Source organism: Zhengella sp. (assembly GCF_041397485.1).
Taxonomy (GTDB): domain Bacteria; phylum Pseudomonadota; class Alphaproteobacteria; order Rhizobiales; family Rhizobiaceae; genus Zhengella.
Genome location: NZ_JAWKWO010000001.1, coordinates 316,795 through 329,653, shown reverse-complemented (window position 1 = coordinate 329,653; position 12,859 = coordinate 316,795). Strand labels below are relative to the sequence as shown.

Here is a 12,859-nt window from a genome sequence, read left to right as displayed (position 1 = left end):
GGACGTCGCCAGATTCCGGGACTGCTCCAGTTCCGCTTTTATGTCGTGGCGCCCTTCGTGGCAACCCTCGACGTGAAACTGCCGTATTCATTGCGCAGCAAGGCTTGGTTAACCATATGGCGTTAGCAAAACTCGATGAATCGGCAACGGGCACGACGGGAGGCCGGCAGGGTGCGGCGATCGCCAGGGATCAGGATGTTGCGCGTCTTGGCGCCCGTGCTGGTGCTGGCGGCCGTGCTTGCCGCAATGGCGGCGCGTGCGGCGCCCGCCGCTGAAAACCCTTTGCTGGCCTATGACCTGTCCATGGTGGGCGATGACAGCCGGCTTCGCCTTATCGTCCGGTTCGACCGGGAGGTGGCGCCGCGTTGGTCGCTGCTGCGCCAGCCGCACCGCCTCGTGATCGACCTTCCCGACACCCGTTTCCGCTTTTCCGACGAAAGCACCGCCCCGGCCGGTCTGGTGGCCGGGCTGCGTTACGGCGACCTGGGCGAGGGCAGGGCGCGCATGATCCTGCGTTTCGATACACCCTTTCGGGTTGAGCGTTTCGAGATGGAGAAGGTGGCCCGCGATGGCACCTGGCGCCTTGTCGCCGATATCGTCAGCGCAACGCCGGCCGAATTCGAGGCTGCGCTCGCCGCCCAGCCCGCCTTGCAGGCGCCTGCGCGCTCCACGCCGAAAGCCGACCGGCTGGCCTCCAACCGGGCCGATGGCGACCGGCGCTTCACCATCGTGCTCGATCCCGGCCATGGCGGCATCGACGGTGGCGCGGAAGGCCTGCATGGGACGCAGGAAAAGACCATCACGCTGGCCTTCGCGCTTGAACTGCGCAAGGAACTCGAAGAGGCGGGGCGGTTCCGCGTGGTGATGACGCGCGACAGTGACGAGTTCCTGCGCCTCGACGAGCGGGTGCGAATCGGCCGCCAGAACGAGGCCGACCTGTTCGTTTCCATCCATGCCGACACCATCCGCTACGGTTATGTGCGCGGCGCCACGGTCTACACGCTTTCCGAGAAGGCATCCGACGAGGTTGCAGCCGCCATTGCCGAGACGGAGAACCTTGCCGATGCCATTGCCGGGATGGAACTGCCGGAACGCGACACCGAGGTGGCCGATATCCTGCTCGATCTTGTCCGCCGCGAAACCCAGTCCTTTTCGGTCCGCTTCGCGCGAACGCTTGTCGGTGAACTGTCGGACGAGGTGGAATTGATCAAGAATCCCCACCGTTCCGCCGGCTTCCGGGTTCTGACGGCCCATGACATGCCTTCGGTCCTGCTGGAACTGGGCTATTTGTCCAACAGCAAGGATGAAAAGCTGATGCGCGATCCGCGCTGGCGCGAGAAGGCGGCCCGGAGCATCGTCTCCGCCGTCACGCTGTTCGCGGCCGCCCATGGCGCGCAAGGCGGTTGAAAACGCAATGGCGCCGCGCCGGGCGGCTGTGAAATGGGGTTGATTTCAGCTATGCTGCGTCGCAAATCACCGGTCGCCGCATTTTGCCCACATCCTCAAGGCAAGGCTTGACGAACAGGTGACAGGTCGGCTGCTTCGGCCATGATGCAAGGATCCCGGAACAAGACATGCTGAGGCTGATTGGATATTTCTTTGGCATAGGCATCGCCCTGGCGCTGCTGGTTGCTGCCGGCGTGGCGATCTATGTGGGCGACCTGACGAAGGATCTGCCCGACTACGAGGTGCTTGCGAAGTATGAACCGCCGGTGACAACGCGCGTTCATGCGTCCGACGGCGTGCTGATGGCCGAATATGCGAGAGAGCGCCGCCTCTTCCTGCCGATCAAGGCCGTGCCGGACCGGGTCAAGGCGGCTTTTCTCTCCGCCGAGGACAAGAATTTCTATTCGCACCCCGGCATTGATGTCTACGGCCTTGCCCGCGCCGTCGTCACCAATATCCGCAATATCGGTTCCGGCGCGCGGCCCGTCGGTGCATCGACCATCACCCAGCAGGTGGCGAAGAACTTCCTGCTGACCTCGCGCCAGACCTATGACCGCAAGATCCGCGAGGCCATTCTGGCCCTGCGCATCGAGCAGGCCTTCACCAAGGACCGCATCCTCGAACTCTATCTCAACGAGATCTTCTTCGGCTTCGGCGCCTACGGTATTGCCGGTGCGGCGCTGACCTATTTCGACAAGTCGGTGAACGAGCTCGAGATCCATGAGGCCGCCTATCTGGCCGCGCTGCCCAAGGGGCCGAACAACTACCATCCGTTCCGTCATACCGAGCGGGCCCTGGAGCGCCGCAACTGGGTCATCGGCCAGATGCGCCAGAACGGTTATATAACCGCCGAGGAAGCGGCCCAGGCCGCGTCCATGCCGCTTGGCGTGAAGCCGCGCCGTTCCGGAACCTACATGTTTGCCGGCGAATACTTCACCGAGGAAGTCCGCCGCGAGATCATCGACCGCTACGGCGTGGATGCGCTCTACGAGGGTGGCCTCTCCGTGCGCACCACGATCGATCCGAAAATGCAGAAAGTGGCCCGCAAGGCCCTTCAGCAAGGTCTGATGAACTACGACATGCTGCGCGGCTATCGCGGTCCGGCCGGAACGATCGACATATCCGGCGACTGGGGCATGGCGCTTTCCGAGGTGAAAGGGCTCTACGACGTGCCCGAATGGCATGTTGCCGTTGTCCTTGCTGCCGGTGAGGAAGGGTTGGACATCGGCCTCCAGCCGGAAAAGGAAGTCTCTGGCGAGATATCGTCGGAGCGGGTCCGCGGCTTCGTGTCGAAAAAGAACATGCAATGGGCCATGCGCTACAAGAAGGACGGCAAGACGGTGAAGGCGAAGTCGCCGGCCGACGTGCTGCAGCCGGGCGCGGTGGTCTTCGTGGAAAAGGCGGGGTCCGGCGAAGAGGAAGGCGAGGGCGGATACAAGCTGCGCCAGCCGCCCGAAATCGAGGGCGGCATGGTGGCCATGGATCCCCATACCGGCCGCGTGCTGGCCATGGTGGGCGGTTTTTCCTTCGCCGAATCGGAGTTCAACCGCGCAACCCAGGCCAAGCGCCAGCCCGGCTCTGCCTTCAAGCCGATCGTCTACGCGGCCGCGCTCGACAATGGCTATACGCCGGCATCGGTGGTCATGGACGGGCCGATCTCGGTCCGGGTCGGAAACGATGTCTGGGAGCCCAAGAACTATGGCGGCGGCTTTGCCGGTCCCTCGACGCTGCGCCTGGGGATCGAGAAGTCGCGCAACCTGATGACCGTGCGCCTTGCCAAGGACATGGGCATGAACCTGGTGGCCGAATATGCCGAGCGCTTCGGCGTTTATGATGACATGTCCCAGGTCTTGGCCATGGCGCTGGGGTCGGGTGAAACCACTGTCATGCGCATGGTGTCCGCCTATGCGATCATGGCCAATGGCGGCAAGCAGATCAAACCCTCGCTGATCGACCGCATCCAGGATCGTTACGGCAAGACGGTGTACAAGCATGACGAGCGCCTGTGCGAGGGCTGCTCGGCCACGAGCTGGGTCAATCAGCCGGAACCGGAGCTGATCGACAACCGCGAACAGGTGCTCGATCCGATGACCGCCTATCAGATCACCTCCATGATGCAGGGCGTTGTCCAGCGCGGCACGGCCGTCACCGTGTCCAAGCTCGGACGCCCGGTGGCGGGCAAGACCGGCACCACCAATGACGAAAAGGATGCCTGGTTCGTCGGCTACACCCCCGATCTCGTGGTCGGCCTTTACATGGGCTTCGATACGCCGCGTCCCATGGGGCACGGTTCGACCGGCGGCGGCCTAGCGGCACCCGTCTTCACCGACTTCATGGCGCAGGTGCTGAAGGACAAGCCGCCGCTGGAATTCCAGGTGCCCGAAGGCATGAAGCTGATCGCCATCGACCGCAAGACCGGCATGCGCGCGGACGGCGAAGGCGGCGGAATCATTATGGAAGCCTTCAAGCCCGGCACCGGTCCGGCCGACAGCTATTCGGTCATCGGCATGGAGAATATCGCCATCCAGGAGCGTGCCAAGACCATTTCGCCGCAGGCAAGCCGGGCGATTTCCGGCGGTGCGGGCGGGCTCTACTGACCCGAACGGCCCGGTTTCCGGAAAGGCGGCGCACCTGCCGCCTTTTCCCTTTACAGCGCGGAGCGTCATTCCTATGGTCCGCGCCGTTTCGAAACCCGAGAATGATGGAACGGAAAAGACATGCGTGCGGAAACGCAGAATCTCGTCGATGAACTCAAGCAGGCCATAAGCCTGCTGAGGAGGCATCTTTGACTGGGATCAGGCTGTAAAACGTCTGGGTTATCTCAATTCCCTGTCGGAAGACCCGAACCTGTGGAACGACCCGCAGGAAGCCCAGAAACTGATGCGCGAGCGCCAGGGCCTTGAGGACAATATCGAGGCCATCAAGCGTCTTCAGCAGTCGCTGGACGACAATGTCGAACTGATCGCCATGGGCGAGGAGGAGGATGACGCGGACATCGTGCGCGACGCCGAGGCCTCGCTGCGCGCCATGGAGGACGAGGTGGCCAAGCGCCGCGTCGAGACGCTTCTGTCCGGCGAGATGGATGCTTCCGACACCTTCCTTGAAATCCATGCCGGCGCCGGTGGCACCGAAAGCCAGGACTGGGCGCAGATGCTCCTGCGCATGTATACCCGCTGGGCCGAGCGCAAGGGGTTCAAGGTCGAGGTGCAGGACATCGCCTATGGTGAGGAGGCCGGCATCAAGGGGGCGACGCTGCTCGTCAAGGGCCACAATGCCCATGGCTGGCTGAAGACCGAATCGGGCGTTCACCGCCTCGTCCGGATATCCCCCTACGACAGCAATGCCCGGCGCCACACCTCCTTTTCCTCGGTCGGCGTCTATCCCGTGATCGACGACAATATCGAGATCGAGATCCAGGACAAGGATATCCGCATCGATACCTACCGTTCGTCGGGCGCCGGCGGCCAGCACGTCAACACCACGGACTCGGCCGTGCGCATCACCCACTTGCCGACGGGTATCGTGGTCACCTCTTCGGAGAAGTCGCAGCACCAGAACCGCGCCAACGCGATGAAGGCGCTGCGGGCGCGCCTGTATGACCTGGAAATGAAGAAGCGCGAGGAAGCTGCGCAGTCAGCTTTCGATTCCAAGACCGATATCGGCTGGGGCCATCAGATCCGATCCTATGTCCTGCAGCCCTACCAGTTGGTCAAGGATCTGCGCACCGGAACCGAAAGCACCAGTCCGGATGACGTTCTGAACGGCAACCTTGATGAATTCATGGAAGCCGCGCTCGCCTCCCGCATCGAAGGCAGCGACAGCCAGCAGGTCGAGGACATCGCCTGATAAAGGCGTCCGGTTCAAGACGCGAAAAAGGGCGGCCGGGTGCCGCCCTTTGCCGTCTCGGGCCGGCACTGTCGGCCGTTCACAGGGCATCGGCAATCGTCTTGCCTGCGCGGATATACTGGAGCGGGTTCACCGGGCGTCCGTCGCGGCGCACCTCATAGTGAAGGTGCGGTCCCGTGGATCGTCCGGAATTGCCCGAGCGCCCGAGGATCGTGCCCTTCGTCACCAGGTCCCCCTTCGAGACCGACAGCTTGCTCATATGGGCATAGCGGGTTGAGTAGCCGTCCGCATGGGCAATCTCCACCATCCGTCCATAGCCGCCGTTCCAGCCGGCGCGCACCACCTTGCCATTGCCGGTGGCGCGGATGGGCATGCCGACCGAGGCCCGAAAATCCATGCCGGCATGCAGGGCCTGCGTGCCGAGGATCGGGTCGCGCCGGTATCCGAAGCGCGACGATACGGGCTGGCCGGGCAGGGGATTGGCAAGCGGGTAGAGCTGCGTCCGTGCCTTCAGCTTGTCGAGACGCTCCAGCGCGCTGTCCAGTTCATCGACATGGGCATCGAAGGCCGTTGCCGCGCTGACAGGAACCAGAGGACCGCCGACGCCGTCGCGCCCGTAGCCTTCCGCGACACCTTTCAGGCCGGCCTTGTCCAGGGCATCCGCGATCCTGTCGCTCACCTGGTGCGCCTTGGCCGTGAGGGTGGAAATGCGGGATATCTGTTCGTTCTCGATCGCCCTGAGCGAGCGGTTGATGTTGACGAACAGCCGGTCGGCCCGGTCGGCGGCGCTCTCGGCTTCTCCCGGCCGGGACGGTTCGAGCACGGACGTCGCGGCAAACCGCGCGCCTGCGATGCTGGCTTCGGCGAGCCGTTCCTTCTTTTCCGGCTCCGGGTCTTGAACGCTTGCCCGCTTGGCGGCGGGGCGGGGCGAGGGAACCGGGACCGCGCCCGTCGACAGCCCGTCGAGGCGCGCGCGCTCGAGCAGGGGTCCAAGCCGTCCGTGCCGCGATGCCAGCACCTCCTGGCGTTCGATCAGCTCGGCCACCTTGTTCTCCATCAATTGCTGGTCGAGCAATTGCCGGCTCGTGATGCGGTCCACCTGGGTGCGCAGGGCGGAAATGCGGTCCTCGTAGCTGTGCTGCAACCGCGCCTGCTGGGCGATCGCGCCATTGAGAAGGTCGTCGCGCAGCACCAGATAGGTGGTCGCCAGCACATAGCCAAGCGAGGCGGCAGCCACCAGCGAGCCGATTGTTGCGGCAATCCATGGCCGTATGGTGAAATGGCGCACCTCATTGCCCCTGGCAATGATCACGGTGTGCGGTTCCTTGCGTTTCCCGAAAGCCGGGGTCTTTCGCTTGCCTTGAGTCACGGCCCTGTCCATCCGTCCTTCACTCGATCTGAAGCGGAGGCATTTAAACGCCGTTAGGGTTAACAAAGCGTTGGACGGTCAGGACGACGTCGAAGCGAGCGCCTGATAGAACAGGGGTGTGAGACCGGCTTCGGCGCGCGCCAGCACATTGAAGGGCGGCTTCACCTCACCGCGGAAATTCGCCCGCACGAGTTGCCGGAAATGGCGCGCCGGCTCATGCCCGTCGCGCGCGCAGAAGAAGCGGAACCACTTGGCGCCGATGCCCACATGGCCCTTTTCGTCCGTGTAGATGATTTCCAGGATATCTGCGGTTTCGTGGTCGCCGGCTTCGCGCAACTTCTCTTGCAGCGACGGCGTGACATCCAGTCCGCGCGCCTCCAGCACCAGCGGCACGATGGCAAGGCGTGCATGCAGGTCGTTGCGCGTCTGATGGGCCGCCTGCCACAATCCGTCATGGGCCGGCAGGTCGCCATAATCGGCGCCGAGCGACTGCAGGCGCGCGCGCAGCAGCGAGAAATGCTTCGCCTCCTCGAAGGCCACGCGCATCCAGCCGTCGAAAAACGAGCGCGGCACCGCTTCACTGGTGAACCTGGCCACGATGTCGAGCGCCAGGTCGATGGCGTTGAGCTCGATATGGGCAAGCGCATGCATCAGCGCGATGCGCCCGCGCGCGGAGTTGAGTGCCCGTTTCTTCACCATTTTCGGCGGCACGAGATCCGGCTTGTCCGGCCGTCCGGGCCTGTCGGGAAGCGGCGGGTCGGATGGATGGCGCAACGACAGCGTGCGTTCCGTCCAGCGCGCATGCACTTCGCGCGTCAGCCGGACCTTTTCATCCAGGCAGGAGGCGTTCAGCGCGGCGATGCAGCCGCCACGCAGGCTTGCGACGCGTTCGGCCATGGACAATGTGCCGTCAGGCAGCCCTCGCCGCTTCAAGCACCTCGTCGGCATGGCCCGGCACTTTCACCTTGCGCCAGATGCGTAGGATCGAACCGTCCTCGCCGATCAGGAACGTGGAGCGCTCCACGCCCATGTACTTGCGCCCATACATGCTCTTCTCCACCCAGACACCATAGGCCTCCAGCGTCGTCTTGTCCTCGTCGGAGACGAGATCCACTGTCAGTTCGTGCTTGGTCTTGAACTTGTCATGCTTCTTGACGCTGTCCGGCGACATGCCGACCACGATGGTTCCGGCCGCTTCGAAATCCGCCTTGAGCCGCGTGAAATCAATCGCTTCCGCGGTGCAGCCGCTGGTATCGTCCTTGGGATAGAAAAACAGCGCGACCTTTTTGCCGCGCAGGTCGGAAAGCTTGAGCGTACCGCCGCCATCTGCCGGGAGATCGAATTCCGGCGCCATCTGCCCCGCGTCGAGTTCAGCCATAACCTTGCCCTTCTTGTAGCTTACGAATCGGCAAACCGGTTATAGTGCCATTCAGGGATTCGTCTACGGGGCAGGAACGCATGGATCAGGACAGGGCGCACGCGCAGCATGCCCATGCGCGCGTTCGCTTCAGACGAAGCGACTTGCCTGTGCTCGATGCCCTGCCATCCGCGATGGGTGCGGCTGGGCCGCGAAAGCGGTTTCATCGCACGCGCCGCCTTGCGCGCCGGGCCGGAGCTTCCATCTTTTTTCTCACGCTGCTCATGGCCGTTTCGCTGACCGGCGGGTGGCTGGCCATCAATGCCGGTGTCGGGGCTGACAGGATCAGCCGCGAGGCGGAAACGGCCATCGCGCGGCTTTACGGCTTTCCTGTGCGCGCCTCGCTGGGACACACGCGGCTGTCGCTTGCCAATGGCTTGAACCTTGCCTTCGAGATCGGTGATGTGAACATTCGCCGCGCAGATACCGGCGAATCCGTCACCTCTGCCGATGCGGTCAAGCTCGGCATCGGCACATGGAGCCTGCTGCAGGGCAAGCTCCGGGTGACCAGCATTGCCATTGACGGCGCACATGCCGCCGCCACGATGGAAAGGCCGGACCCGCAGCCCGATCCGCTTGCCCCGGTCAGGAATGCGCAGGGCCTTGTTGATCCCGACCGCGTGCTTGTGCTTGTCTTCGACGCCGCCCGCGCGGCGCTGGCCCGCCTCGATGCCACCGACACGAGCCGCATTTCCCTGGATCGGTCCGTCCTGTCCTTCGGCGGCATTGAACTGGCCATCGCGCAGGTGGACCTTGAGCGCGACGATGACGGCGCCTTCGAGGCCGGTGGCCATCTCGGCCTTGCGGGAACGGCATTGGCCTTGGACGTCGAAGGCAATCAGGAAAAAGGCGGTGCGATCAGCCGGCTTGCGGCGACCTTCGAAACCGGTCCCGTCCGGCTTGGCGGCGAAACCCAGGCCCCGGCATTGAGCGTTGACAGTCTCGTCGTCGAACTGGAGGGGGGCGAGGATCAGCCCGGCGTCCGGCAGGCGCTGCGCATGCGGCTTCGTGCCGATCGCTATGTCGCTGCCATCGAGCAGCCCGGCGAATTGAACGGCGCGCTGGAACTGACCGCGGACCTTGCTTCCGGCTCGCAGAAGGTGGACATTCCCGATGGCTTTCTCCGGGTCAACCGGACGACGATACCCATTTCGGGCGCTGCCGGCCCGAAGCCGGCCGAAGAGGACGAGGAACCTGCCTGGCGCTATGAACTCGTCTCCAACGATGTGACGCTGGCACCGCTCGACAGCCCCGAGCCCGGCCTGAAACTGGGCGCACGCATTGCCGGTGTCTACCGCCCGGCGAGCAACAGCCTGGAGGCGTCATCGCTTGCGGTGCGCACGGCGGGCGGGGAAGTGCTGGGCTCGGCGACCGTCGTTTTCGAGGACAACGAGTCGCCGGCGGTTTTCCTGGCGATCCGCTCCGACCGCTTGCCGGTTTCCCACGCGAAGCAGTTGTGGCCCTGGCTTTCGGCGCCCAATCCGCGCCGCTGGGTGATGGACAACCTTTTCGATGGAACGCTGACCCATACCGAACTCACGCTTTCCGCCGGGCCGGGCCGTTTGACCGACGGAATTCCGTTCGACAAGGACGAAATCCAGGGACATTTCGAGGTCAAGGGAACCCGCTTTGACGTGACGGGTGAAATCCCTCCCATTCGCGATGCGGCGGGTATCATCGAGTTCGCCGGCAATGATGTAGAGATCCGTCTTACGGAAGGCACCGGCTTCATGCCCGGTGGGCGCAGGGTCAAGGGCACCAACGGCGTGCTGACCTTCCTCGACACACATCTCAATCCGGTGATAGGCCGGCTGAAGATCGATATCGAGGGCGATGCGCCGTCCATCGTCGAACTGGCTTCACGCGAACCGATCAAGGCAGGCCAACGCCTGGGCTTTGCGCCGGACAGGCTGACCGGATCTGTCCGGGGCGTGGTCGAGACCGACATCCCCGTCGACAAGGACACCGATATCGCGTCGCTCGACTGGCATGTCGAACTGGCCTTCGAGGATCTGTCGATCGACCATGAATTCGACGGGCAGCGCCTCACCGGCGCGAGCGGCAATGCGGTGATCGACCCTGCATCTGCACGGATCCGGGCCAGCGGCCGCCTCAATGGCATCCAAAGCGACCTGACCCTGGTGGAGCCTCTGGACAGCGATGCGCCGACCCAAATCGATGTTGCATTGTTGCTCGATGACAAGGCCCGCCAGGAACTGGCGCCCGGTCTGGCGGACATGTTGGCCGGTCCGGTCCCGGTCAAGGTGTCGGGTCCGGCCGAGCGCCGGATCATCGAGGCGGATCTGGACAAGGCGGTGCTGTCCATACCCTGGATGGGCTGGTCGAAGGGCAGGGGTGTGCCGGCCTCCGCCCGCTTCGTGCTGGAAAACGATGGCGCACGTTCGCGTGTGCGAGACCTGGTGGTCGAGGGCGAGGGGTTCGCCTTGGCCGGAAATGTCGAGCTTCAGTCAGGCGATCTCGTGTCGGCAATTTTCTCGCGCGTACGGCTCAATCGCGACGATGATTTTTCCGCGCGCCTGACCCGGCAGGGGAAGGGCCTCAAAATCGCCATCGAAGGCACGGCGATGGATGCGCGCGCGCTGGTGAAGGCGCTTCAGGACGACGATGGCGCCCTTGCGGGCAAGGCCGGCAAGACGCAGATCGCGGTCTCCGCGCGGCTCGACCGGGTGACGGGTTTTTCGGGTGAGGTCTTGCGCAACCTGCGCCTCGATTATTCGGGCACGGGCGACAATCCGGCATCCGCGTCGCTGACGGCGGTCGCCCGCTCCGGTTCGGCCGTCGAGGTTCGCCACATTGGCGGAACGAACCGCGCCCTCGAGATGCGGACCGGCGATGCCGGTGCGATCCTGCGCTTCCTCGACATCTATGAGCGGATGGAAGGCGGAACCCTCGCGGTCGCGCTGAAGGGAACAGGCGACGGCCCGCTTTCCGGGCAGGTCGATGTGCGCGATTTCTGGCTGGTCAACGAACCAAGGCTTGCCTCGCTGGTATCCACGCCTGCACCGCAAAGCGACGGGCGCAGCCTGTCGGATGCCGTGCGGCGGGACATCGACACCTCGCGCGTCAAGTTCGATCGCGGCTTCGCGCTTATCCGCAAGGGCACGAATTCGCTGTCGATGCAGCGTGGCGTCCTGCGTGGCCCGCTCATCGGAACGACCTTCCAGGGGACGCTCTATGATGGCCAGGGCAACATGTCGGTAACCGGCACGTTCATGCCGGCCTACGGGCTGAACAAGATCTTCGGCGAGATTCCGGTCCTGGGCTATGTGCTTGGCAACGGTCGTGATCGCGGGCTCATCGGCATTACCTACAAGCTGTCGGGCAAGGCGAAATCGCCCCGTCTCCAGATCAACCCGATCTCGGCCATCGCGCCCGGCATATTCCGGTCGATCTTCGAGTTCAGATGAACCGGAAAGCCGGGGCAGAGCGGTCCTGTCCCGTCCCGGCCCGTCAGGCCGGCCGGATCAGGGCGTGCTTCTTCTTGCCGAGTGACAGCTTGATCACGCCGTCCGCATTCACGTCGGAAAGGGAAAGCGTGGCCCGGTCGTCGGCGACCGGCTGGTCGTTGACGCGCACAGCGCCGCCCTTCACATGCCGGCGCATCTCGCCATTCGATGCCGCCATGCCAGCCGCCACGAAAGCCGCCAGCACGCCAAGGCCCGCGCTCAACTCCGCCGATGCAATCTCGACGGTCGGCAGGTCGGCGCCCAGCGCGCCTTCCTCGAAGGTCTTGCGGGCCGTTTCCGCCGCATCCTCCGCCGCCTGCCGGCCATGCAGCAGAGCCGTGATCTCGGTGGCGAGGATTTTCTTGGCCTCGTTGATCTCCGATCCGCCAAGTGCGGCCAGCCGGGCAATCTCGTCCATGGGCATCACGGTGTAAAGCCTCAGGAAGCGCTCCACGTCGGCGTCTTCCGTATTGCGCCAGTATTGCCAGAATTCGTAGGGGCTCAGCATGTCGCCATTGAGCCAGACCGCGCCATTGGCCGTCTTGCCCATCTTGGCGCCCGACGAGGTCGTCAGCAGGGGCGAGGTCAGCGCGTAGAGCTGCGGCGTGCCCATGCGGTGGCCGAGGTCTATGCCGTTGACGATATTGCCCCACTGGTCCGAGCCGCCCATCTGCAGACGGCAATCCTCGCGCCGGTTGAGTTCCACGAAATCATAGGCCTGCAGGATCATGTAGTTGAATTCGAGGAAGGACAGCGACTGCTCGCGGTCGAGGCGCAGCTTCACCGAATCGAAGGACAGCATGCGATTGACCGAGAAATGCCGGCCGACATCGCGCAGGAACTCGACATAGTTGATGTCCATCAGCCAGTCGGCATTGTTGAGCATCAGTGCCTTTCCGCTGTCGAAATCAAGGTATTGCGCAAAGGACTGCTTGATCCCTTCCAGGTTGGCCGCGATGTCGTCCGGCGTCAGCAGCTTGCGTGCCTCGTCCTTGAACGAAGGGTCGCCGATCATGGACGTGCCGCCGCCCATCAGGGCGATCGGCCGGTGCCCGGTCTGCTGCAACCAATGCAGCATCATGATCTGGATCAGCGAACCGGCATGCAGGCTTTTCGCCGTGGCATCGAAGCCGATATAAGCCGTCACCTGCTCCTTGCAGAACAGGTCGTCGAGACCCTGGTCGTCGGAAGTCTGGTGAATGAACCCGCGCTCGCTCATGGTGCGCAGGAAATCGGACTTGAAGGCGGACATCGGCTCGTTTCCGGATTTTGCTGTGATGACAGGCCGCGCCGGCTGGCGCGACGGCCCGCGCG

The 12,859-nt window shown here is 64.0% G+C and carries 8 protein-coding genes; 4 read left to right on the top strand and 4 right to left on the bottom strand.

Annotation, left to right across the window (positions count from 1 at the left end; all coding sequences use genetic code 11):
• The first annotated feature begins 216 nt into the window (after positions 1-216).
• From R3D65_RS01405 to prfB, 3 genes are all read left to right on the top strand, one after another.
• On the top strand, positions 217-1,407 hold the full coding sequence (locus tag R3D65_RS01405; protein WP_371274333.1) for an N-acetylmuramoyl-L-alanine amidase: 1,191 nt from the start codon (positions 217-219) through the stop codon (positions 1,405-1,407).
• A 167-nt stretch (positions 1,408-1,574) separates the two neighbouring features.
• Complete coding sequence (locus tag R3D65_RS01400; protein ID WP_371273442.1) at positions 1,575-4,043, top strand: penicillin-binding protein 1A; 2,469 nt, start codon at positions 1,575-1,577, stop codon at positions 4,041-4,043.
• Between the two features lie 120 nt (positions 4,044-4,163).
• A protein-coding gene (gene prfB, locus R3D65_RS01395) for a peptide chain release factor 2 (protein ID WP_371273441.1) occupies positions 4,164-5,292 on the top strand; the annotation gives its coding sequence in 2 pieces (ribosomal slippage) (positions 4,164-4,232 and positions 4,234-5,292; 1,128 coding nt in all).
• Positions 5,293-5,371: 79 nt separating this feature from the next.
• On the opposite strand, the gene R3D65_RS01390 is transcribed toward prfB, so the two are convergent.
• The 3 genes from R3D65_RS01390 to R3D65_RS01380 form a co-directional block, all read right to left on the bottom strand.
• Positions 5,372-6,673: a M23 family metallopeptidase gene (locus tag R3D65_RS01390; RefSeq protein WP_371273440.1), complete on the bottom strand. Its 1,302-nt coding sequence runs from the start codon at positions 6,671-6,673 to the stop codon at positions 5,372-5,374.
• 66 nt (positions 6,674-6,739) lie between these two features.
• A complete protein-coding gene (locus R3D65_RS01385; RefSeq protein WP_371273439.1) occupies positions 6,740-7,558 on the bottom strand; it encodes a ferritin-like domain-containing protein in 819 nt (272 codons plus the stop codon).
• A gap of 13 nt (positions 7,559-7,571) precedes the next feature.
• On the bottom strand, positions 7,572-8,039 hold the full coding sequence (locus tag R3D65_RS01380) for a peroxiredoxin (RefSeq protein ID WP_371273438.1): 468 nt from the start codon (positions 8,037-8,039) through the stop codon (positions 7,572-7,574).
• An 80-nt stretch (positions 8,040-8,119) separates the two neighbouring features.
• Here R3D65_RS01380 and R3D65_RS01375 point away from each other — a divergent pair, with 80 nt between their 5' ends.
• Positions 8,120-11,506 carry a DUF3971 domain-containing protein gene (locus R3D65_RS01375; RefSeq protein ID WP_371273437.1) on the top strand — a complete coding sequence of 1,129 codons (3,387 nt, stop codon included), beginning with the start codon at positions 8,120-8,122 and terminating at the stop codon, positions 11,504-11,506.
• Between the two features lie 43 nt (positions 11,507-11,549).
• Here the strand turns inward: R3D65_RS01375 and tyrS are convergent, their stop codons facing one another.
• A complete protein-coding gene (tyrS, locus tag R3D65_RS01370; protein ID WP_371273436.1) occupies positions 11,550-12,797 on the bottom strand; it encodes a tyrosine--tRNA ligase in 1,248 nt (415 codons plus the stop codon).
• Positions 12,798-12,859 lie beyond the last annotated feature (62 nt).

What these genes read in the sequence shown, in the direction of transcription:
- R3D65_RS01400 (WP_371273442.1), top strand. Translation starts at nt 1,575, where the DNA reads ATGCTGAGGCTGATTGGATATTTCTTTGGCATAGGCATCGCCCTGGCG.
- R3D65_RS01390 (WP_371273440.1), bottom strand. Translation starts at nt 6,673, where the DNA reads ATGGACAGGGCCGTGACTCAAGGCAAGCGAAAGACCCCGGCTTTCGGG.
- R3D65_RS01385 (WP_371273439.1), bottom strand. Translation starts at nt 7,558, where the DNA reads ATGGCCGAACGCGTCGCAAGCCTGCGTGGCGGCTGCATCGCCGCGCTG.
- R3D65_RS01380 (WP_371273438.1), bottom strand. Translation starts at nt 8,039, where the DNA reads ATGGCTGAACTCGACGCGGGGCAGATGGCGCCGGAATTCGATCTCCCG.
- R3D65_RS01375 (WP_371273437.1), top strand. Translation starts at nt 8,120, where the DNA reads ATGGATCAGGACAGGGCGCACGCGCAGCATGCCCATGCGCGCGTTCGC.
- tyrS (WP_371273436.1), bottom strand. Translation starts at nt 12,797, where the DNA reads ATGTCCGCCTTCAAGTCCGATTTCCTGCGCACCATGAGCGAGCGCGGG.